Source organism: Rickettsia endosymbiont of Oedothorax gibbosus (assembly GCF_936269705.1).
GTDB lineage: Bacteria > Pseudomonadota > Alphaproteobacteria > Rickettsiales > Rickettsiaceae > Tisiphia.
Window position 1 is genome coordinate 1589768 of sequence record NZ_OW370493.1, and the last position, 23881, is coordinate 1613648.

Sequence of the window (23881 nt, forward strand, 5' to 3'; positions counted from 1 at the left end):
AGTAAAGAATAGTAACAATAAAGAGAACGAAAGTTAAAGAGTTAATGAATAAGTATTCTGAATAAATCCGTAATTATGTCGAGGCTCTAGAAGCCGTGGGAATGAGAGGTCACTCAAGGATATTTATAAGAATGCAGAAACCATTATGGCACTCGATGCCGAATATATGACCGCTTCCTTTGTGGCTCTATTTTTTTATTTTCTTTGTTGACAAATTCACTCGTCCATATATGACAATAGTAGGCGGGAATGATGGTATGGACGAGTGAAGCGAAATATGCTTTACTTGTACGGAGTCAGCTGAAAAATAGTTTTCAGCTGCTCCAAATTAAATAATAATTTAATTAATAGGTCCATACCATGATAAATAATAGCATAAAAAATACTATAATAGGAATAGATTTAGCAAAAAATAGTATGCACTTGGTGCAAGTCGATCAAAATGGCAAAAAAATAGGTTATCAAAAAGTTACAAGAGATGAGTTAATAGCCTATTTAAGCAATCTCGATAAAAGTTCATTGGCAGCTATGGAAGCATGTGGAGGAGCTAATTATTGGTCACAGGAAATTGCTAAGCTTGGTTTGCAAGTCAAACTAATGAAAACAAAAGATGTAAAAGTTTATGCTACATCGAAACAGAAAAATGATTATAACGATGCGTTAGCAATATGCAAAGCGGCTCGTGATCCAGAATTAAAAACTATGCTGCCAAAAAGCAAAGAGGAACAAGATATAAAATTTTTGCATAAAATTAGAAGTAATACGATCAGAGATCGTGTGCAAAAAACTAATTCTACAATATCAAGTTTATGTGAATATGGCTATAATACAAAATTAAGTAAAAATAAATTTTGCAAATCATGTAGGCTGGAGGTAGAGTTAGCGTATAGTAAAGGTTATATAAATTCTGGGATACGGTCAATTTTACTTTTAGAATGTAAAGAAATTGAGGATTTATGTGACAAAGAGAAAACTTTAGAAAAGCTGATTATCAGCAATAATAAGCAAAGTGAGAAAGCTACTAGGTTGCAGACAATTTTTGGCATTGGAGCAATCAATGCTAGTTGTTTGAGTGTAGCCCCAATGGAAAGTTATCCAACCCCGAGGGATTTTGCTGCTTCGCTTGGTTTGGTACCAAAGCAACATAGCTCAGGAGATAAGATAGTTTTAGGAGGGATTACCAAACAGGGAGATAGATATGCCAGAACTATGTTGATTCAAGCCGCAAGGACAATAGCAATAAGAGCAAAAAGTGGTAAGGAATCAAAGATAAACTAGTGCAGTGGGCAGTGAAGAAACTTGCTGAAAATAAATCATATAATATTATATGTGTTGGTTTAGCAAATAAGTTAGCAAGGATTGCTTATGCAGTAGTCACCAATGGTAGCGAATATGTTGCAAATTAGTTTAGTTGAGAAAAAAGAAGAAACTATGTCAACTAAATAAAAATTGGTAATTGATAAATATTGCGAGTAAAGAATAGTAACAATAAAGAGAACGAAAGTTAAAGAGTTAATGAATAAGTATTCTGAATAAAATCCGTAATTATGTCGAGGCTCTAGAAGCCGTGAGAATGAGAGGTCACTCAAGGATATTTATAAGAATGCAGAAACCATTATGGCACTCGATGCCGAATATATGACCGCTTCCTTTGTGGCTCTATTTTTTTATTTTCTTTGTTGACAAATTCACTCGTCCATATATGACAATTGTCATTGTAAGGAACCGCTTTGTTGTGGCGAAGCGGTTTATAGAATTAGTAAATTAAAGATATGAAACATTATATTTGGTTAACAATCATAAGTTGTTTAGTAATTAACTACGGCTCAACTATTTATGCGTCTGATACTAATGTTGGCAATAGATTTGACGCAAAAATTGCTATTGTAGACGTACAATCAGTTTTAGAACATTCTGCAGCAATCCAGTCTATAAGAAAGGCTGTAGAGCAGATAGGTAAACAAATTCGACAAGATTTATCAAAAAAGGATATAGAACTTAAAAAAATAGATAATTTATTAATGGAAAAACGTAATTCTGTAAGTGAGTCAGCTTTTGAACAAGAAGTTAATGCTTTTAATAAAAAAGTAAATATAGCACAAAAAGAAATACAAGATAGGAAAGCCCGCCTTGAACAGTCTCATGCTGAGGGCATAGGTAAGGTACAAGAAACAATCATAAAAATTATAAATGATTTAGCCGAAAAGCATAATCTTGATTTGGTTATACCTAATACTCAAATTTTATTTGCTAAAAATACCTTAAATATTACCCAAGAAGTAATAGCGGAGCTAAATAATCAATTAAAACATGTTATAATTAAATACGAATAATATAACTAGTATAGGTATATGCATCTCAAGCGTCATTGCGAGGAACCGCAAAGCGGTGACGCGGCAATCCATATTATATTAATTTTTATGGATTGCTTCGTCGGCTACGCCTCCTCGCAATGACGTATAAACCTACAACCCGTCATCCTCGTAATGACGTTTTGGTAAAAATGCTCGTCATTGCGAGCGAACGTATGTGAGCGTGGCAATCTACATTCATTAGATTGCTTAGTAGGCTAACTCCTCCTCGCAATGACGTCAGTTTGATACGAATGAATGTTAATCTAATTTGATAGAGGCTATAATGAAAGAATTAACGCCTATTACAGTGGCTTATGGTGATGGTATAGGTCCAGAAATCATGCAAGCGGTATTATATATTTTAAAGGAAGCTTCTGCTAGAATACGTATAGAAGTAGTGGAAGTAGGAGAAAAATTATACCAGAAGCATTATACTTCAGGGATAGCACAAGATACTTGGCAATCATTGGCAAGAACTAAGATACTTCTAAAGGCACCTATTACCACCCCTCTAGGCGGCGGGTATAAAAGCTTAAATGTAACTCTTAGAAAAGCCCTATCTCTTTATGCTAATGTTCGCCCTGCTATTTCTTATGCTCCTTTTGTTAAAACACTACATCCACATCTAAACGTAGTGATAGTACGGGAAAATGTTGAAGATTTATATGCAGGAATTGAATATCGCCAAACTCACAATGTTTATGAGTCTCTTAAGCTAATCAGCCGAGTTGGTAGCGAAAGAATTATTAGATATGCCTTTGAGTATGCAATAAAAAATAATCGTAAAAAGGTCACATGTTTCAGTAAAGATAATATTATGAAAATGTCTGACGGGATTTTTCATAAGGTTTTTGAGGAAATTGCTAATGAATATAAGCAGATTCAAGGTGACTATTATCTTATAGATATCGGCACTGCCAGGCTAGCAGCTCAGCCAGAATTATTTGACGTCATTGTAACTTCAAATCTGTATGGTGATATTATATCTGACGTATCTGCAGAAATTTCTGGTTCAGTAGGACTCGCTGGCTCTGCTAATATAGGGCAGAATTATGCTTTATTTGAAGCTGTACATGGCTCTGCCCCGGATATTGCCGGTCGTAATATAGCTAATCCTTCTGGTTTGCTTAACGCCGCAATTATGATGCTAGTTCACATCGGACAACATGATATTGCTGCATTAATAGAAAATGCCTGGAAAAAAACCATTGAGGATGGGGTTCATACTGGAGATATCTACAATGACAAAATATCTAGCAGAAAAGTTGGTACTACGGAATTTGCCGATGAAGTAGTGAAAAGGCTAGGTACTGAACCTTCTACCCTCAAAGCAGCCGCATATTCCTCAGTAGTTGCTCAACAACAAACTATTGAACAGATATATTCGATTAATAATAAAGAAGTTAAAGAATTGGTAGGTAGTGATGTATTCATACAGATGGTGGCATTGACTGCCCATGAGGTAGCAGAAAAAATTCAAACTATCAGTTTAGGTGACTTAGAATTAAAAACCGTATCTTCCATGGGACTTAAATTATGGCCCAGAGATGAGAGATTTGAATTATTATCTGATCATTGGTGTTGTCGCTTTATGGCAAGGAAGGATGGAGAAAGAATAACCCATTTATCTATAGCCCATTTACTTGAATCTTTAAGCAAGGCAGAAATAGATTTTATTAAAATTGAGAATCTCTTTGAATTTGATGGGAAAGCAGGGTATTCGCTTGCTCAAGGAGAATAGCATTTGTTGATATAGCTAAACATTATTCTATCATTACTAAGGGACGTGAAGCCACAACTGTTGAAAGTTAGAAGAGGAAGCAGTTTTAGACAGGGAAGTTTAAAAGTTGTATGTGATCAACGTCTATTAGCGAGGAAGACCGTAGGTCGACGAAGCAATCCAGAAAAGTGATTAGAAAATTATTTATAAGCTATGGTATATGAAATGAAGAAGAGTGGCTTAATTAAACTAGTGCATTTGGTCATTATATCTTACGATAATAAGATTCTTTTGATGAAGCGTATGAATACAATTGCCTTTGCTGGTTATTTTGCCCTTCCAGGAGGCAAGATAAACAAAAATGAATCTCCAAAAATTGCCGCACAAAGAGAAGCCAGAGAGGAAATTGGAATACTAACACAATTAGATAATATGAATTTAATTTTAAATCCATATTATAGTCAAAATTTAGATAATAAAGAAACGTATTTAAATTATTGTTTTAAAATAAATAAATTTAAAGGTATTATTTCAAATAAAGAGCCTCATTTATCTGAAAAACTTGATTTTTTTTCTTTTGATAATATGCCAGAACCTGTTGTGCCTTTTATAAAACCCTATTTAAAAAAGTTAATGCACATACTATAATACTGACGAGGAATCAAATATAGTTCCTAGGCTCTGTGAACAAAATTTAAATTCTGAGGATATTTATGATATTTATTATTGGTTATGGATTAACCCTACTTGGAATTATAGCAATATTTTCCGGCATTGTTGGGCTTTTTCGATTTCCTGACTTTTATACAAAAATTCATGCTGCCAGTGTAATTGAATGTTGTGGAGTACCTTTATCACTTGTTGGGCTTGCTTTTTTACAACATGATTTTACTAGCTCTTTTAAATTAGTTTTTGCAGCTATATTGATTTTAATATTAAATCCGGTATCTACTCATGCAATTGGCAAGGCTTCCCTATTAAGCCCAAATAACTCAAAAGAATTAAAATGATTGATCGCTTATTTGTTATACCAGACATAATAAATTTCCAACTAGCTAGCTGGTTGCTTGTGGGAATCTTGATATTACTTGTTGTCGTATCAATTAAGCTGATATTTTGTAACTCTTTATTAGAAACAGTAATAATAAACTCTATGTTTAGCTTACTTATTGGTTTATCTTATCTACTGATGGATGCTCCCGACGTAGCAATGACTGAAGTCGCTCTTGGTGCTTGTTTATCTAGCTGTGTATTTTTAGGATTTCTAAGCAAATTACCAGCCATACAAAACGACAATCTTAAACCAACACGAGTAATAAGTTCATCAATTATATGCATAATTTTTATAGTAGTACTCGCCTTCGCAGGGATTGATTTATTAGAATATGGAGCGATAGATTCTCCATTGCAAAACCATCTAACCAAATATTATATTGAACATACTAAAAGTGACATTGGCATTCCATCTTTTGTTGCAGCCCTATTGGCTAGCTATAGAGGGTATGATACTCTTGGAGAAACTGCCGTTATTTTAATTGCTGGAATATCGGTATTATTACTATTCTCACAAAAAAATACTAAAGATGCTTAAAAATTTTGTTATTATAAAACATATTACTCTTTTTATCTTACCTTATATATTTTTATACGGTTTATATATTCAAATTAATGGTGATGCATCACCAGGGGGCGGATTCCAGGCTGGCACTATATTTGCTTCTACGATAATTGGTTTTGATTTAGTTCATGGTCAATTTAAATTACGGCAATATTTCTCTACTGATTTACTAGTTGGTATGGCTACTATCGGAGTATTGATCTATGCCCTAACCGGTATGGTATCAATATTATTTGACGATAATTATTTAAATTATTATTCTTTGGCAGATGATAAATTGCTAGCTCAACATATTGGTATTTTTACCATTGAGATTGGTGTTGGACTTTGTGTTGCATCGGTTATGTGTTTGATATATTCTATTATTACTGCAATATAATGGTTCCAATATTTTGGACAGAAAAATAAGAAAAATGAGATAGAATTCTTTAGCAAACAAGGAGAGCTAGAGATGAAAAAACAAGTAAGGCAATATAGTGCTGAGGAGAAAGCCAAAATTGTCATAGAAGCAATTAAGGGAGAGCTAACAATAGCCCAGATAACCAGTAAGTATGGTGTTCATGCAACACAGATAAGTAACTGGAAAAAACAAGGTCTTGAGTTGTTAGTACAAGGTTTTAAGAATAAAACACAGAGTGCTGATCCAAATCAGCAGGGGTTAATCAAGAATCTATATGAGCAAATTGGTCAGTTAAGCGTTGAGTGTGACTGGCTCAAAAAAAAATCTGCATTGTTTGGAATTAAAGGTTAGGTGTAATATGATAGAGCCTAATCATAATAAGTTAACAATTGTACAACAGTGTAAGTTATTGGATATTAGCAGGTCAACCTATTACTATCAACCTACTGGTATTAGTGAACAAGATATCAAGATTATGGCAATAATTGATGAGACCTATACTATGCATCCATATTATGGTATGCGGCGGATGGCTAAATATTTACAAGCCCAAGGTTTTTCGGTAGGTCGTAAAGCTGTTAGACGTTACTACAAGATAATGGGTCTTGAAGCTGTTTATCCTAAAATAAATTTAAGCAAGAGGAATCAAGCGCATAAAATATATCCTTATTTACTAAAAGGATTAGAAATAGTATTGCCAAACCAGGTTTGGAGTGCAGATATAACGTATATAAGACTGAGCCAAGGGTTCGTATATTTAGTAGCTATTATTGACTGGTATAGTCGTTATATTCTAAGTTGGCGAATCTCCATTAGTTTGGAAAGTGAATTTTGTGTAACAGCCCTTGAAGACGCTATAGAAAAATATGGTATGCCAAAAATATTTAATACTGATCAAGGAGTACAATTTACCTCGGAGAATTTTATTAGTATGCTAAAGCTACATAATATCTTGATTAGTATGGATGGTAAGGGACGAGCCTTAGATAATATTTTTATTGAACGTTTTTGGCGATCATTAAAACAGGAAAAAATTTATCGGATTATTCTAACAACAGTAAAGGAGGCAAAGACAGCAATTAACGAATATATGGACTTTTATAATAGACAAAGGATGCATCAAGCTTTGGATTATAAAACTCCAGAATGTGTATATTTTGAAAAAAATATTGTATAAAAACAACAATTTAATTTTTGTGAATTATATCTCTATTTATCTAAATTTTTGTCTAGACAAAGGGGACCACCTTAAAACCCTTGTAATACTATATAATATCAGTGTTAAAAGAAGATTACATAGAGGGTTTTGCCATGACAAATTGTACAGGATTAATTTACCAATCGAAAGTAAAAAATCGTCAAATAGAAATAAATTTCACAGGAGGTAATATTAGTAGCGATGGAGGTGTATTATTGCTAAGAGAAGCAGATAAAAGACTTGGTCTAACTAATGAACTGGCTAAGATTTTTCCTGATAAGCGAGATTCTGATAAAATTACTCATACTATTTTAACAATGCTCAAACAGCGTATTTATGGTATTGCTCTTGGTTATGAAGATTTAAATGATCACGATAATTTAAGAAAATGTCCAGCTTTGCAAACAAGTATAGACACACTGGACGATATGGCTAGTAGCTCTACTTTATGCCGTTTAGAAAATAAAGCAGATCGTGGATTTGCTCTTAAAGCTCATAAGGTGATGATTGACAAGTTTGTCGAATCTCATAAAACCGTGCCGAAACAATTAACACTTGATTTTGATGCCACTGATGATGAAATTTATGGCAATCAAGAGGGGAAGTTTTATCATGGATATTATCGTCATAATTGCTTTCTACCTTTATATGTTTTTGTGGAAAAAAGCTGTTAGTAAGCAATCTTCGCAGCTCAAAGCTAGAACAAGCAAAGCATAGCTGGGCAATATTATCTCTATTAGTCAAGCGTTTTTGTCAATCGTGGCCTGAAGTAGAGATTATTTTTCGTGGTGATGGTGGATTTTGTCGTCATCAGATGCTGGATTGGTGTGATGAAAATAATGTAAAATATATAGTCGGAATAGCCCAAAATACTAGACTCAACAAGCTGCTTGAGCCATTGATGCAACAATCTAACGAAGCCTTCACAATTAGCAAAGAGAAGCAACGCTTTTTTAGTGAATTTAAATATAAAGCTGATAGCTGGATAGTACAATACATAATTGTACTATAGTACTCGGGAATACACTGCTTATAGCTTCTGGAAAGCCCTTTAAACCCCACACAAGCAACATAAATTTGTTCAATTCCTCGATTCTTTAACTCAGTAACTACTTGCATCCAAAATTTAGCACCTTCATTTTTGCCTATCCAAATGCCAAGTAACTCCTTTTTCCCTTCTATATTTACAGCAAGTGCTAAATATACTGCTTTATTTATTACTATGTGATTGTCTCTAGATTTTACATAGATACAGTCCAAGTATAATATTGGATACACCCTATCTAAACAACGATTTTGCCACCTAGTTACTTCTTCTATTACCCCATCTGTTATGGTGGATATCAAGTCACCAGATACATCAGTTTGATATATTTCTTCTAAATGCCCTCGGATCTCGCTGACTGTCATACCGCGACCATAAAGGGATATCACTTTCTCATCAAATCCATTAAATCTCCTCAGCCCTTTTGGTATTAATTGAGGATTATACTCTCCTTCCCGATCTCTTGGTACTTCTACTGTCAGCTTACGACCATCCCCATCAATTACTGTCTTCTCATAGCTACCATTACGACGATTATTATCTACTTTTGGCATCTTGCTATGTTTTGAATATCCTAATTCATGATCCAACTCACTTGCTAATATTTTCTCAACTATTTGCTTCTTTAGCTGTTGAAATAAACCATCTCGACCAAATAACTCCGATGGATCTGCTTTTGATAATAATTCTTCTACTAGCTGATTACTGATGTTTAATGTATCTTTATCTGTATCTAATTTTTTAGCCATAATTCCTCCTTGCTTGCTTAAGTTACTTTTTTTACAGTAATCTCTTACTGCTTTCTTTGCAACTTACACAAACTATAGGACAGACTCATTAGATTAGGTTATGCAAGAGGTCTATTCTATTATTACTGTTAAAACATAATAAGATAGTGAACAGAATTCTTTATAGTGCATTCTCTGCCATTAATGGAACATTTATATCATTATTTTGATTAGTTGATACGTCACCATTTATTACACCGCCATTTATAAGTTGTAAGGGAACTTCTGCTAACTGATCCAGCCCTGCTTCAGTATGGACCAGTGTTAAGAACAAGCTCTTTTGCCGCCACTTACAGTTCCTAAAAAAATAATGTTTACACTTTTTTATTGTTAGAGCAAAAAATATATTGCAAAATAATTGTAATATGAATAAAATCGAGTAAATCAATACCGACACTGTGATTTCTAGGAACAGATAAAAATGCAATATAATTTATCATTAGAGGATTTAAATTTATGCAAGAAAAAGAAAGGTCAATCAAATCAGTTAACTTTTGCAATAATGTTAGTGTATTTCAAAAAATACATACAATTTCCCTCTAATAAAGCTAACACAGTTTCGATGCAATTATTGTTACAGGTTGCCAAACATTTAGATATTGATCCAACACAAATTATTACATTTGACTGGGATACACGTACTGGAGAAAGGTATCGTCAGGATATCAGACAGTATTTAGGATATCGTGTAGCAAATGCCAAGGATATTACATTAATAATGAATTATCTTGTAGATGACTTGATACCGCGTCATTTCTCAGATTCAGTGCTACTTGAACAAATACGTACATATTTCATCAAAGATAGAATAGAAATTGTTAATACCAAACAATTAGAAAATTACATTTCGTTAGCTAAACAAAAATTTGAACAACAATTTTTTAGAAAAATATTTGATAATTTAAGTCAAGGAAATCTTCTTTTAATAGATCGCATTCTTAGTAAAAATAGTGATGAGGATAATAACATTATAGAATTATCAGAACTTAAAAAAGATATCTCTGGAGCTAAAATTAAGAATATTCAATGTGCCATAAATAAAATCAATTTACTAGGTCAAATCAAATTATCTGACTGCATAATAGAGTCAGTAGACAGAAAATTATTATTAAAATATTATGAACGTGTGATGGTTTTTGCACCTAGCAATATTCTAGATTTTGCCCCGACTATAAAATATGCCACCATGGCAATATTCTGTAGTGTAAGACTGGAGCTATTGTTGGATGCCTTAATAGATACCATGATTAAACTAATTAAAAAGATGCGAGCCGGAGCAGAGAAGCATGTAGACCGTCATATTCTTCAGGAAGTTAAGCGTGTTGACGGAAAGTTTGATATTCTAGAAAAGTTGGCTATACTAAATGCAAAAAATCCTAAAAGCATTATTGAGGACAAAGTTTATCCGGTAGTGCCTCAGGAGAAGCTGGAAGAAGTAATTGAAGATCTACAACATCGTGGTAGTAAGTGGTATCAGGCTCAGGTGCGAGAAAAAATGCATACCACCTATGCTTATGGCAATAGAGGTAGTCTACTTGCGATAATAAGAATATTACAAATTTCTGAAGATCATATTGATTATCAACCTATCTTAAAGGCAATTCGTTTTATCAACCAATACTGGAATGAATCAGATTTAGCTTACTATATTAATATCCCACCAATCAATAGAGCTATCCCACAGAACTGGTATAGCATGATCTTTAAAATAGAAAAAGGTCAATTGCGAATAAATAAATATAATTATGAACTAGCCATATTAGAACAGATTAAAGAACTTCTTGGTTTTAAAGCTATTTGGGTTAATAAAAGTTACCGTTATAGAGATCCGAATAAGGACTTACCGAAGGACTTTATTGAGAAACGAGAATCATATTATGAGTTACTTGGGTTACCGCTAAAATTCGAGGAGTTCGTAGAAAAATTAAAGACTTCACTTACTAACAGCTTAGATGCATTAAATGCAAATATTCCTAATAATCAGTTTGTAAAGATCCAACAAAGTAAAGTTGGTAACAATATAAAGCTTACTCCCTTAGACTCACAGGATGAACCTGATAATATTATTAAGTTACAGCAAGAAATCAATAATAAGTGGTCAAGTATACACTTAATTGATATTTTAAAAGAGTGCGATCTAAGAATCAATTTTACTAAGGAACTTGAAACTGTTGGTAAAAGCAGCAATATCAATAGTTCTGATCTACAAAGAAGACTATTACTATGTATATTTGGCATTGGTAGCAACACCGGATTAAAAAGAATCAGCATTGCTAATGATAATGTTAATTATAGTGATTTACGTTATGTAAAAAAACGCCATATTAATGCTACAAACATTAGAAATGCTATTCGTACAATGGTTAATAACGTTTTAAAAACACGAAATCCTGATGTTTGGGGAGAGGCTACTACAACAGTGGCCTGTGACTCAACTCATCTGTTTGCTTGGGATCAAAATCTAATGAGCGAATGGCATTTTCGTTATGGTAAGAAAGGAGTAATGATTTATTGGCATGTTGACAAGAAATCATTATGTATTTACTCGCAGTTAAAGGATTGCACCTCATCAGAGGTAGGTAGCATGATAAAAGGCATTATTGACCATGATACGGACATGGACATGAATCGTGTATTTGTCGATACCCATGGACAAAGTGTAATAGGTTTTGCCGTGAGTTATTTACTAGATTTCTCCTTATGCCCGAGACTAAAGGCAATCAATAAGCAAAAATTGTATTACGTTGATTCTAGAGATAGAAATAAATATAAAAATATTTCAGAGATCCTAAAGGGAAGTATAAATTGGGAGTTATTAGAAGATAATTACGATGAGACTGTCAAACATATGGTTGCCCTAAAACTAGGAATAGTTACACCATCCGTATTAATCAAAAGATTTAGTAATAATAATTACGCTCATCCGGTATATAAGGCACTGGTAGAACTAGGCAAAGCCAATAAAACCATATTTTTGTGTAAATATTTATCCTCGGAAGAATTACGTATTGAAGTCAGAACGCCCTCGCAAAGCGAGGGGCTTGACGGTTATGAGCAGCCCAAAGGGCTGCCATTGTTAATTAAAATTCTCCTGATTCGTCAGAGCCTAAACTATCAAGTTGCTCTTGATTCTTAATGTAGTGTTTGATCTGATTCTCTTCAAATCCTACAGTTGAGACCGCATAACCTCTAGCCCACAACTTTTCTCCATTAAAATTACGTTTTCGTCCACCAAACTGCCTAGCAACGGCTATAGCACTTTTCCCCTTGATATAGCCTATTACTTCAGCTACAGAATATTTAGGAGGAATCTTGATGAGCATATGCACATGATCTTGTACCATATGCCCCTCTATGATCTTGCTCCCACGTTGAAAAGCTAACTCATGGAATACGTTCCCAAGATATTTTCTAACCTTCCCGTACAATTCTTTTTTACGACACTTTGGAATAAACACAATATGATATTTGCAATCCCATTTAGAATGATTTAAACTTTCGTATGTTGTCATATATTTTCTCCTTTGACCGTCAAGCCAAAGAAGTTATATATGATAACTTTTTATTTTATACTAAATCTAAAGGCCAAGCCTTGATGGTCTCACTAGTCAAACTAGTGGCTTACCTATCATTGAGTTAATGAAGGACTAAATATTGTTGAACGCCTTAATAATGTAATGGATTTTATTTTTTACGGTAAACTAGGTCACATTGCAACGAACAATATTGAAGATCAGGAATTATCGGTATTATGTTTACATCTGTTGCAGGTATGTATGGTTTATATCAATACCTTGATTATTCAACAAATATTATCACAGCCACATTGGCAGAACAGGTTTATGCCTGAAGACTATAGAGCATTAACACCGTTATTCTCAGGTCATATAAATCCTTATGGTCTTTTTCCGTTAGATTTTAATAAACGCTTGTTAATCGGGATAACTATTTAATTGCTTATTATGATATTAGAACGTACGCCAGTTAGAGAAAAAGCTAAATATTTTTGCAAACATCTGAAAAAAGAAAAGCCTGATTATAATTACTTAAGAGAATTATTCAGGCATATAAGAAAAAATCTTGATGTAGAAGTAAAGAGTGGTAAGGAAAGGAAGTTGCCGTATGTGCCTACGGAAGAGGAAATAAATAAATATTACAACACGGTATGGAAATCTAGAAATATGAAGCATATAGTAATGATTAAAACATTGCTTTATACCGGGGTGAGAGTTTCTGAGTTAGTAAATATAAAAATATCTGACATAGATTTAGATAATTGTCAGATAAAAGTTGTGCAAGGTAAGGGAAAGAAGGACAGAATAGTTCCGTTTCCTGATAGTTTTAAGGAAATATTAGCTGTTCATCTAGAAAATATGAAAAGAAATGATTCAAAATATTTATTTGAATCAAGTTTGAAGATGGCATATTCTGATCGAGGCATTAGAAAAATATTAATGAACTATACAAAAGAAGCGGGTATTGAGCATTCAATATCTCCTCATACATTAAGACATTTTCTTTTTACTTGGATGAAGAAAAAAGGCGTAGATGACGCATTAATTCAGCCATATTCAGGACATGAGAGTCGTCAATCATTGGAGATGTATTCAAAATTATCACTCGGAGATTGCCAATCTGAGTATGAAAAAAGGATTAAAGATTTTCCAATTTAATTCTAAGTGGCGGCAAAAGAGCTTGTTCTTAACACTAGTCCCTATAACTTTTATAGAAAATTTAAAATTCTTAGCATAGGATGTATGAAACATAATTATTATTGTTAACATTTCACTTAGACTCATGCTACAACAGCGATTTCTTTGCTTATTTGATGGTAATAACTTTCTCTGTTCATACTCCAAATAAATTTTACAAAAATCATCTATAAAACTATATAATTCTGTGATATCTTTTTTCATGCCTGTAGTTTGTTTTTTTGTTTAAAAATATAAATACTGCAGGCACTCCTTTTTGACAATCCTTTTATCTATTACTATTTCATCTATATCTTATCCCGAACTGACGTTACTAGCAAAAAAATTAGATAGTGTTACGCAGTTTTGCTGCAAGTATACGTAGAATATATACGTGATACCAATTGCAATAATTAACACGGTGTGTTTATCCAGTCTCTATACATAATTGATTTTACTAAATCTACATTATGAGCAAATTGATTCCAAGCGTAACAAGCCATAGTGACGATATCTTCATATACACCATAACATTGGTTAGACAAGAAATGATTTTTGATCCATTCCCAAACTTGTTCCATTGCATTAAGTTCCGGTGCATAGGGCGGAAGCGGTATCAAAGTGATATTGCTTGGCACAGTTAGTTTTTTGGCTGTGTGCCAACCTGCATTATCCGTTAGTAAAGCTATATGTCGGTTGCCTTGAATACTGCGAGAAAGCTCTTCTAAGAATTTATTCATTGCCTGTGTGTTTGCATATGGTAAAATTAATGCAAAAGCTTCTCCTGTATCATGGCAAGCAGCTCCATAAATATATGTTGAAATGAATTGCTGTTGCCGAACTTTACGGGGTCTAGTGCCACGCTTAGCCCATATACGAGTTAAGCTACCTTGTTGCCCAACTCGAGTTTCATCCTGAGACCATATATCAACTTTACATCTATCGATATTTTTTGGTAATAATTTTGTTAACATGTCTGGGAAGTTTTTTTATATGTATTTTGAGTCTCTTGATTTGACTTTGGATGCATTGAACGAGAAGTAATCCAGCTAAAACCAAGGCGGTGCATAGTATTGTAGACTGTTTTTAAAGCGCATTTAGCACCATATTCCTCAAGTAACATGATATGTAGCTCCTTTCCAGTTATATACCCACCAGTTTTACTTTCACTGAGCGTATTGATTTTATCAAAAAGAGCAGACTCTTGTATAGTGTTAATCTTCCTAGGGGCACCGCTTCTTTGTGATTCAAATAATCCTTCAAAACCATGATTCCTAAATCTTCTGAGCCATGATTGCACAGTTTTCCAGTGTGACTTCACTATTTCAGATATGGCTTTTAAAGATTTGCCTAATTGAAGGTGATACATCGCCAATAAACGTATACGATTTCGACCATGCGGCTCATGTTTCATCATTTTTATAAAATCATGACCATGAAAACCTTGTGGTAATATTAACCTAGCCATTTGAGTACCTTTATCAGTTAAAAACCCATTTTACACCACTGCGTTAATTATTGCAATTGGTATGATAAGTTTTTACAAGGTACTGAATTAGCTAAAGCCTTGGTAGGAACGGTGCGTTTAAAATTGTTCAAAATTGGAGCAGTAATTATTAGAAATACTAGGAGCATTAAATTCTTGTTGTCTTCATCTTATCCTTACCAACATATATGGGATAGTGTTATGAAAAAATTAGCTATAGAATAAGCTAATATGGTACTGTCCCCGGTACAATAAAAAATGGGGGTAAGGGGGTATAGTACCCTACAATTTTGAGAAGATGAAGAAGAATGGTTGATTTAGAGCGGTGTGAAGTAGTATAAGGTAGGTATTTTTATAACAAAATGCATAATATAATACTTCAAGAATTGATTTTATATATAGACGGAAATAAATCAAGATTAAAATGTTTGGTTGGTATGGTAATTAGTTTGCTGACGGGCAGCTCAATTTATCAAAAAGGTTTAGCACTTGGTATTTTAGGTGATGCTAAAGCGACGTCAAAAACTCATAGAATTTATCGTTTTTTAAAAGATTTTAATTTTGATTATATGAAGGTTGGCTATTTGCTATTAAGCTTTTTTGCTTCAAAAAATTATGTCGTAGCAATGGATAGGACAAGTTGGAAATTTGGTAAATCCGATATTAATATTTTATTTTTAGTAATGGTAATTGGTAAAATATCGGTGCCAATATTCTGGAAGACTTTGTCGCATGGTGGTGGGTGTTCTGCAGAATTTATGAAGGAATTTTTACAGAAATTTATTAATAATTTTGGCGTTGAAAGAATAAAATATTTGCTTGCTGATAGAGAATTTATGAATAAAGAATGGTTAGACTTTCTGATAAATAACCATCTAAAGTTTGTTATTCCATTAAAAATGGATCATAAAATTCGTCTTACAAAAGGTTTAAGAACTTTAACCATTGAAAGAATATTTAGTGATGTTAAAGCCTTAGAGTATAGGGCTTGTAGTGGTATATTATGGAATAGAAAGGTTAATTTTACCGCATATAGAAATGATAAGAGCGAGCTGATGGTTCTGGTGTCTTCAATTGAAATAGAGCAAGATATTTTTGCTTTATATAAATTTCGTTGGAGTGTTGAACGACTATTTTTGCACCTAAAAAGCGGTGGTTTTGATATTGAAAAAAGTCACATTGTAAAATTGGATAGATTTGAAAAATTATTAGTGATAACTGCTATTGCTTCAGCTTTAATAGTCAAAAATGGAATAATACAAAATGCCTTAAATCCCATCCGAATAAAACGGTACAAAACCATTGAAAGACAATTGTTTTCATTATTTACCTATGGCTTTGATCATATCAAAAATGCTTTTTATCAATCTACAACAGCCATAACGCAGCTAATATCCACATTATTAATACCTCCCAAACAAAAACTTTTTTCTATCCTAATACCATCTTTACAAAAATTGTAGGGTACTATGGGTAATGTCACTGATGATATAATCAATAACTACATTAACAATCATTCAGATGCACATCAGCCTAATAATGTAATGAATATCTCTTTAGAGTAAATCCGTGACTTCTAGTCGCAACTTCAACCTACCAGCTTCAGCTGGTTAGTTATTGAGTTTCTTTGTTGACAAATTCACTCGTCCATATATGACAAATTTTGCGTTTAAAGATAGATGTTGTGACTCGGATATATTCAAATTTCCTTCAAACAACCTACTATTTATAAGCTCTGCAAAAAACTTGATTATCGAGTATAAGTATTAAACAGCATAAAACGTCATTGCGAGAGGTGCGGAAACCGCCCGACGAAGCAATCCATCTAGTCTTGATGTATCATACTAATTCTTATGAGTTGCTTCGTTGTGCTTTAGCACTCCTCGCAATGACGTTTGGGGTGCATATACGTCATTGCGAGACCATGTAATGGTCGAAGCAATCCGTTTTTAATTACTTTCTGGATTACTTTGTCGGCTCATGCCTCCTCGCAATCTGATGTATCCCCACGAAATTAAGCACGACAAAGCTCCGTCTTTATAATAGATGCCAGGGGTTCTACCAATGGTTTTATGGCATGCAAATAATTAAATTCAATAATAAATTTCCCAAGGGTAAAATACGAATAAATCTTTTTATCTTTTACTGTGTTAGGTTGGAAAATTCTTTGCATACCTTGGCTATAGCCTACCACACCTATAACCCAATATGTTATAATAACAATGGCAGATAGTAACATTAAAACTCCCCATCTATTCACATCTAAAGTTCGAATATATCTTCCAGCAAGACCAAATTGATGACTTTTTATCCATAATACCCTACAATTTTTGTAAAGATGGTATTAGGATAGAAAAAAGTTTTTGTTTGGGAGGTATTAATAATGTGGATATTAGCTGCGTTATGGCTGTTGTAGATTGATAAAAAGCATTTTTGATATGATCAAAGCCATAGGTAAATAATGAAAACAATTGTCTTTCAATGGTTTTGTACCGTTTTATTCGGATGGGATTTAAGGCATTTTGTATTATTCCATTTTTGACTATTAAAGCTGAAGCAATAGCAGTTATCACTAATAATTTTTCAAATCTATCCAATTTTACAATGTGACTTTTTTCAATATCAAAACCACCGCTTTTTAGGTGCAAAAATAGTCGTTCAACACTCCAACAAAATTTATATAAAGCAAAAATATCTTGCTCTATTTCAATTGAAGACACCAGAACCATCAGCTCGCTCTTATCATTTCTATATGCGGTAAAATTAACCTTTCTATTCCATAATATACCACTACAAGCCCTATACTCTAAGGCTTTAACATCACTAAATATTCTTTCAATGGTTAAAGTTCTTAAACCTTTTGTAAGACGAATTTTATGATCCATTTTTATGGAATAACAAACTTTAGATGGTTATTTATCAGAAAGTCTAACCATTCTTTATTCATAAATTCTCTATCAGCAAGCAAATATTTTATTCTTTCAACGCCAAAATTATTAATAAATTTCTGTAAAAATTCCTTCATAAATTCTGCAGAACACCCGCCACCATGCGACAAAGTCTTCCAGAATATTGGCACCGATATTTTACCAATTACCATTACTAAAAATAAAATATTAATATCGGATTTACCAAATTTCCAACTTGTCCTATCCATTGCTACGACATAATTTTTTGAAGCAAAAAAGCTTAATAGCAAATAGCCAACCTTCATATAATCAAAATTAAAATCTTTTAAAAAACGATAAATTCTATGAGTTTTTGACGTCGCTTTAGCATCACCTAAAATACCAAGTGCTAAACCTTTTTGATAAATTGAGCTGCCCGTCAGCAAACTAATTACCATACCAACCAAACATTTTAATCTTGATTTATTTCCGTCTATATATAAAATCAATTCTTGAAGTATTATATTATGCATTTTGTTATAAAAATACCTACCTTATACTACTTCACACCACTCTAAATCAACCATTCTTCTTCATCTTCTCAAAATTGTAGGGTACTATAGTAAGGGGGAGTCAATCATTTAAAAAGCATACCCCTTTACCAGAGCCATGTGGTGCTAGTAATAAAATATGTTGATAACCTTCGGCATATAGAGGTTTGCCATTTTCATGGTTACCTAAAAATATTGCATTTTCAGAGGATATTTTGTAAACCGGAATTAAAGATTGCAAGTAAGTAAAAATATCATACGAATTTTATTCGTCTATCCAAATATCTTAGGATATAAACTCGGGGGATAAAAAGCAATCATAATCATGATCATGATATATCACGATTTAATGATTTGATCTTCCTTATTTTTTATAGTTTTGACTGCTGATATTGGAGTTATTTTTTTTATATTACTATTATCATTCTTTACTTGATAATCTTTGCGGAGTTTTTGTAATTCAGTTATAATATTCTTGTCATTTAATATATTTTTAAATTTTTGTTCTCTCTTGTTAAAAAAGATTTTTGGCAATGCGTCCTTTATAATATCACCTATTTCTGCAATTTTCTGTTTCCAATCTAATTTTTTATCAGCAATTTTAGCAGACTTTCTAACTATCGATCCGGCAACTTCTGTAATATCATCATATTTTCCATTTTTTGTAATCATAGGGGATAATATCGCTATTACATCCTTTCTCATTTCATTCTGATGAGCCGTAGTAATAACTTCCTTACCTTCCATCTGTGTTTTAAAGTATTTTGCTAATTGTTCTTTAGCTGATTCAAAATATTCTTTCTCTAGAATATTAGCTGCTAAATTGTTGCCACGTCTGTTAGCAACTTCTAAAGGAGTATCACCGTTAAAGTCTTTTTTGGTTAAAAGCTCACGTCCTACAGGATATTTTAGTATTTCAGTTATTATATCAGTATTACCAAATGCGGCTGATATATGCAAGACAGTCGGTATTAAGTTAGATGGTTGTTGTTTTAAAGATTCCTGCATATTAGGATTATTAAGCATTGTTTTTACAATATCTGTTTTACCTTGAGAAACGGCATAATCTAAAGGTCTCATTTCATAAAATTCTTTTCTATTGGTAATCCCAGAGTCCAATAATTTTTGCATAGAATCTGCTCTACCAGAATTTAGAATCGAAATTGTTAGCTCAGATACACTATAAACTTTAGGCTTCTGTTCAGAATCGATCACGGATAGGTTAACCATTGGCTGCTTTAGCCCTTCTACTAATTCTTGTTGTTTTTCTTTAGTTAAGTTTGCTATAATATTTGGTAAATTCGCTTCATCACTAACAATCTTTATAGAAACAGCATTTTTTAGATTTTCTGTATATTCTTTTATTTGTTTAATTCTTTCATTTCTAAGTTCTTGATTTAGCGGTATACCATTAATAGTAGGTTTCTCCATCATTTCTAAAAATTCACTCATTTTCATATTATGAGTAGTTTTATCATAATAGTTAATTTTAGAATCTGGAGTAAAAATTTCTGGCATTAATTTTTGTAATTTTTTAATTCCTCGGTACATATCTAATGGTTCAGGGGCATAATGACCACTATCGCTACTAATCATATCTATCTTACCATTCTCATTAATACTAATCATTCCTGCCAATTCTGCTGGTCTACCACCTAAAAATGAAGCATGCGTTAGAGTAGGCTCTATTGGACTATATTGTCCTTTGTGGGTACCAATATAAAGCGATCCATCTTTTGCCATTACAAAAGCTTGAATGTTTTTAGTATGTTTACTTTCCTTACCAAGGGTAGTGGCGGTTTGATTGCTATTATCAACTAAACTATTCGATTGTGTATCATAAAATAGTTGATGATTTTTTAACTCAGTTTTGTTCATTCGTAGAATTGGATATTCATTACCACCAAGAGTTTGCTTAGCTTGAGCAATTTCTTCAAGATATGGTTTAATACTATCTTGCTGTATAGTACCTGACACCCTTACTCTAACACAGTCAACTAATCCATTGTGATCATGTTCCTCAGGTATTATTGCTCGTTTAAACTTCCCTATTGCATCTTTCCAGCGTTGTTTAGGATTTGTTTTAATAGTATCTGCCATATTGTACCTGTTAATCAGTAATTATATTAGGCCTCTTGCATAACCTAATCTAATTGGTAATTTTGTTGTCAAAACTCGTCTCCATTCCTCACGTACATCTTAGTACGCTGCGGTACTCGACTTCGTTTTTCCTAAAAATTCCTCAATTATCTTTAGGTTATGCAAAAGGTCTATTGAATTAAGTATAGCTAACCCGATTAGGGTTGTACCAAGTTCACAAACTTTATTGTGAGGAGGCACAAAGCTAGAGCTAAGCACTCCATAAAAGTGACTAGAAATGGACTGCCACGCTCACATACGTTCGCTCGCAATGACGAGTTATAGGCTTATACTTCATTGCGAGGAGACCGTAGGTCGACGAAGCAATCTATAAATTGTCATTTCCATTCGTCCCTTTGTTATTCCCGCATAGGCGGGAATCTGGATCCCACACCGAAGCAGAGATGACATCTTTTTATAAAAATATAAAATCTAATTTGTTACCGGTAAAGCTATAAACATAGAAACGCCCCTTCTCTGTACCAATAAGATTATATTTTGTTTCTTCATAGTTCTGGCATTTTCATACAACAAATTTAATTGCTCTACTGAAATTATTGGTTGTTGATTGCATGCTATTACTAAATCACCAACTTTAAATTTATAATTTTTTCCATTATTTACAATGTCCGTTACAATAATACCATTGGCTTTACTGCCAATGGTAAATTTTCGTTTTAAATTGTCAGTTAAATTACTGAAAGTAATATTATTCTTTACAACAGAAGTTTTATTATCATAAGCTTTATCACTCGCCTTATCATTATCACCTAGTTTTTCAGACTCTATATCCTCTTCTTTAATCTTACCACTTAGCTCATGGTTTTTGCCATCGCGTACAACGACAATTTTTACTTCTTGCTCAACGGCAGTTTCAGCAACCATTACCTGTAACCTTCTTGAACTCTTTACTGGCTGTCCAGCAAACTCTATTATTACATCTCCAGGCTTTATACCAAATTTCTCACCTGAGCCATCTTTTTGCACTTCCACTACTAATGCTCCCGAGGTTTCTTTTAGCCCAAATCCTTCAGCTATTTCATTAGTTACTTCTTGAATTATTACCCCAAGACCACCACGATTAATTTTTCCATTTTGCCTTAGTTGGTTGATAATTGATTTGGTGGTATTAGATGGAATGGCAAATCCAATACCAATATTAGTCCCAGAAGGAGAGAACATTACGGTATTGACTCCTATAACTTCACCATCAATATTAAACATTGGTCCACCGGAATTACCATTATTGATAGCCGCATCAGTTTGTATAAAATCATCTACTATACCACTATCAATATCACGTCCTTTTGAAGATATGATACCAGCAGTGACAGTTCCTCCAAGTCTACCAAAAGGATTACCGATAGCAATAACCCAATCCCCTACCCTAGCTTTACCAGAATCACCAAATTTTACAAAAGGCAAAGGACTTTCTGCCTCAATTTTTAAAAGAGCAAGATCGGTTTTTTGATCACTACCTACTAATTTAGCTAACATTTCTCTATTATCAGTTAATTTTACGTGAATCTCATCTGCATTGGCAACTACATGATGGTTAGTAACAATAAAACCAGCCGCATCTATAATAAAACCAGAACCAAGCGGAACAGATTTAGGGTTTGAATACATTTCATCAAAATTAAAAGGTAAATTAAAACGCTCCAAAAGTTCATTTAAATAATCAAACGGAAAATATTCAGAAGATTTTTTATGAAAATCTTCTGATTTTTGACTATATTGTACGGTATAAACATTTACCACAGCTGGAATAAGTGGCTCAACAATATCTGCAAAACTATATTTATAAGATTCAGGTTTTATTGGCACCAACTGTAAATTACTAGATTCTTCAGGAGTAGCGGCACCCTTAGTTAATGGAATTTGATTTGACGGAATATTTTCAGCAAAAACAGAAGATGCCAGCCATAGGTTCATCAGAAGAGCTATAACCAAATATTTCAGTAAATTATTACACTTAACAATATTTTGAACCATATCATCTATTTAATTAACTGTAAAACGTCATTGCGAGGAAAACGCAAGGTCGACGAAGCAATCCAGGAAAGTGATTTAAAATAGATTGCTTCGACCATTACATGGTCTCGCAATGACATATATAGTAACCCAAACGTCATCAATTAACTATTATTTCCCCAAATTTAAATATTTAAATAACTCGGCTTCTGGAGACAACACAAAAGAAGTATCCTCTTTCTTTAAAGTATTTTTATATACTTCCAATGATCTATAAAATTTATAAAATTCTGGATCAACAGAATAAGCAAGATTATATATCTTGGCTGACTCCCTATCTCCCTCTCCTTTAATGATTTGAGATTGCATGTAAGCTTCAGCAAGCAATATTTTACTTTCTTTGTCAGCTCTTGATCTTATGCGAGCTCCTTCTTCTTGCCCTTCAGCTCTTATTTGAGTTGCCTCTTTTTCACGAGCAGTTTGCATACGGCGATAAATTGCCGCACTATTTTCTTTTGGTAAATCAGCTCTTAAAATTCTAACATCAATTACATCAAGTCCAAAGTTTCTTGCCTCTTGATTAACTTGATTTAAGATATTTGACATTATCTCAGACCTCTCATTGGTAAGAAGGCTAGTTAAAGGTAATCTACCTATAACTTTTCTCATTGAAGATTCTAGGTTTTTATTAAGCCTAATTTTAACTCCCTGATAGTTATGAACAGTTTTATAAAACATCACAGGATCAGTAATACGAAATTTGGCAAAAGCATCAACGATTACCCTTTTTCCATCAGAAGCAGTCAGCTCCTTTGCCTCTGCCTCTACATTTAAGATACGTTTATCAAAAAATTCAACATTTTGAATGAATGGAATTTTGATATTTAATCCAGGGCTTTCAATTGTCCTTACTGCTTCACCGAATTGAAATACCACAGCAGAATAACGTTGATCAACAGTAAACAAAGCACTAATAACTGCTAAGAATAATCCAAGAGCTACAAAACTTATATAATAAATTGTCTTCAT

General features: G+C 33.1%; 21 protein-coding genes and 5 pseudogenes. 15 read left to right on the plus strand and 11 right to left on the minus strand.

Going from position 1 to position 23881, the window contains the following annotated elements:
* Window positions 1-360: 360 nt before the first annotated feature.
* From NBW66_RS08590 to NBW66_RS15025, 10 genes and pseudogenes are all read left to right on the plus strand, one after another.
* On the plus strand, window positions 361-1278 hold the full coding sequence (locus NBW66_RS08590) for an IS110 family RNA-guided transposase (RefSeq protein ID WP_250310721.1): 918 nt from the start codon (window positions 361-363) through the stop codon (window positions 1276-1278).
* Window positions 1278-1406, plus strand: coding sequence for a hypothetical protein (locus tag NBW66_RS14570; RefSeq protein WP_284346678.1), 129 nt, complete (start codon window positions 1278-1280; stop codon window positions 1404-1406). Before NBW66_RS08590 ends, NBW66_RS14570 begins: the two co-directional genes overlap by 1 nt.
* A 366-nt stretch (window positions 1407-1772) precedes the next feature.
* Entirely contained in the window at window positions 1773-2333 is a 561-nt protein-coding gene (locus tag NBW66_RS08595) for an OmpH/Skp family outer membrane protein (protein ID WP_250310722.1), read from the plus strand.
* 304 nt (window positions 2334-2637) lie between these two features.
* Window positions 2638-4095, plus strand: coding sequence for an NADP-dependent isocitrate dehydrogenase (locus tag NBW66_RS08600; protein WP_250310723.1), 1458 nt, complete (start codon window positions 2638-2640; stop codon window positions 4093-4095).
* 231 nt (window positions 4096-4326) lie between these two features.
* Window positions 4327-4722, plus strand: a complete 396-nt coding sequence (locus NBW66_RS08605) for an NUDIX domain-containing protein (protein WP_250310724.1) — start codon at window positions 4327-4329, stop codon at window positions 4720-4722.
* 65 nt (window positions 4723-4787) lie between these two features.
* A complete protein-coding gene (locus NBW66_RS08610; protein WP_250310725.1) occupies window positions 4788-5084 on the plus strand; it encodes a Na+/H+ antiporter subunit G in 297 nt (98 codons plus the stop codon).
* Window positions 5081-6071, plus strand: a pseudogene (locus NBW66_RS08615) (DUF4040 domain-containing protein). Before NBW66_RS08610 ends, NBW66_RS08615 begins: the two are co-directional and overlap by 4 nt.
* Before the next feature lie 72 nt (window positions 6072-6143).
* Window positions 6144-6443: a transposase gene (locus NBW66_RS08620; RefSeq protein WP_094649795.1), complete on the plus strand. Its 300-nt coding sequence runs from the start codon at window positions 6144-6146 to the stop codon at window positions 6441-6443.
* A 7-nt stretch (window positions 6444-6450) separates the two neighbouring features.
* Window positions 6451-7269, plus strand: a complete 819-nt coding sequence (locus tag NBW66_RS08625) for an IS3 family transposase (protein ID WP_250310664.1) — start codon at window positions 6451-6453, stop codon at window positions 7267-7269.
* 134 nt (window positions 7270-7403) lie between these two features.
* A pseudogene (locus NBW66_RS15025) lies at window positions 7404-8302 on the plus strand (IS1380 family transposase).
* Here the strand turns inward: NBW66_RS15025 and NBW66_RS08635 are convergent.
* A pseudogene (locus tag NBW66_RS08635) lies at window positions 8251-9084 on the minus strand (IS256 family transposase); the annotation flags it as partial. The pseudogenes NBW66_RS15025 and NBW66_RS08635 overlap by 52 nt on opposite strands.
* Window positions 9085-9544: 460 nt before the next feature.
* On the opposite strand from NBW66_RS08635, the gene NBW66_RS08640 reads away from it, so the two are divergent.
* Window positions 9545-12259 carry a Tn3 family transposase gene (locus NBW66_RS08640; RefSeq protein WP_250310728.1) on the plus strand — a complete coding sequence of 905 codons (2715 nt, stop codon included), beginning with the start codon at window positions 9545-9547 and terminating at the stop codon, window positions 12257-12259.
* Here the strand turns inward: NBW66_RS08640 and tnpA are convergent.
* Entirely contained in the window at window positions 12204-12635 is a 432-nt protein-coding gene (tnpA, locus tag NBW66_RS08645) for an IS200/IS605 family transposase (protein ID WP_250310729.1), read from the minus strand. The genes NBW66_RS08640 and tnpA overlap by 56 nt on opposite strands.
* 123 nt (window positions 12636-12758) lie before the next feature.
* Between tnpA and NBW66_RS08650 the strand changes: the two are divergent.
* Both NBW66_RS08650 and NBW66_RS08655 read left to right on the plus strand, forming a co-directional pair.
* Window positions 12759-13076: pseudogene (locus tag NBW66_RS08650) on the plus strand (Tn3 family transposase); the annotation flags it as partial.
* Window positions 13077-13085: 9 nt separating this feature from the next.
* Window positions 13086-13796 carry a tyrosine-type recombinase/integrase gene (locus tag NBW66_RS08655; protein ID WP_250310731.1) on the plus strand — a complete coding sequence of 237 codons (711 nt, stop codon included), beginning with the start codon at window positions 13086-13088 and terminating at the stop codon, window positions 13794-13796.
* Window positions 13797-13844: 48 nt separating this feature from the next.
* On the opposite strand, the pseudogene NBW66_RS08660 reads toward NBW66_RS08655, so the two are convergent.
* The 3 genes and pseudogenes from NBW66_RS08660 to NBW66_RS08670 all read right to left on the minus strand — a co-directional run.
* A pseudogene (locus NBW66_RS08660) lies at window positions 13845-14039 on the minus strand (IS982 family transposase); the annotation flags it as partial.
* A 188-nt stretch (window positions 14040-14227) separates the two neighbouring features.
* Window positions 14228-14788, minus strand: coding sequence for an IS630 family transposase (locus NBW66_RS08665; protein ID WP_250310543.1), 561 nt, complete (start codon window positions 14786-14788; stop codon window positions 14228-14230).
* Complete coding sequence (locus NBW66_RS08670; RefSeq protein WP_250310542.1) at window positions 14782-15282, minus strand: helix-turn-helix domain-containing protein; 501 nt, start codon at window positions 15280-15282, stop codon at window positions 14782-14784. The genes NBW66_RS08665 and NBW66_RS08670 overlap by 7 nt, the downstream gene beginning before the upstream one ends.
* A 27-nt stretch (window positions 15283-15309) precedes the next feature.
* Between NBW66_RS08670 and NBW66_RS14575 the strand changes: the two genes are divergently transcribed.
* Complete coding sequence (locus NBW66_RS14575; protein WP_284346747.1) at window positions 15310-15525, plus strand: transposase; 216 nt, start codon at window positions 15310-15312, stop codon at window positions 15523-15525.
* Window positions 15526-15662: 137 nt separating this feature from the next.
* Window positions 15663-16763, plus strand: coding sequence for a transposase (locus NBW66_RS08680; protein WP_250310546.1), 1101 nt, complete (start codon window positions 15663-15665; stop codon window positions 16761-16763).
* A 551-nt stretch (window positions 16764-17314) separates the two neighbouring features.
* Here NBW66_RS08680 and NBW66_RS08685 read toward each other — a convergent pair.
* The 6 genes from NBW66_RS08685 to hflC form a co-directional block, all read right to left on the minus strand.
* On the minus strand, window positions 17315-17560 hold the full coding sequence (locus tag NBW66_RS08685) for a hypothetical protein (RefSeq protein ID WP_250310733.1): 246 nt from the start codon (window positions 17558-17560) through the stop codon (window positions 17315-17317).
* Between the two features lie 61 nt (window positions 17561-17621).
* Complete coding sequence (locus NBW66_RS08690) at window positions 17622-18185, minus strand: hypothetical protein (RefSeq protein ID WP_250310734.1); 564 nt, start codon at window positions 18183-18185, stop codon at window positions 17622-17624.
* Between the two features lie 2 nt (window positions 18186-18187).
* Window positions 18188-18721, minus strand: a complete 534-nt coding sequence (locus NBW66_RS08695; RefSeq protein ID WP_250310735.1) for a hypothetical protein — start codon at window positions 18719-18721, stop codon at window positions 18188-18190.
* Between the two features lie 357 nt (window positions 18722-19078).
* Entirely contained in the window at window positions 19079-20839 is a 1761-nt protein-coding gene (locus NBW66_RS08700; RefSeq protein WP_250310736.1) for an ankyrin repeat domain-containing protein, read from the minus strand.
* Between the two features lie 471 nt (window positions 20840-21310).
* A complete protein-coding gene (locus NBW66_RS08705; protein ID WP_250310737.1) occupies window positions 21311-22873 on the minus strand; it encodes a Do family serine endopeptidase in 1563 nt (520 codons plus the stop codon).
* Between the two features lie 150 nt (window positions 22874-23023).
* Window positions 23024-23881, minus strand: a complete 858-nt coding sequence (gene hflC / locus NBW66_RS08710; protein ID WP_250310738.1) for a protease modulator HflC — start codon at window positions 23879-23881, stop codon at window positions 23024-23026.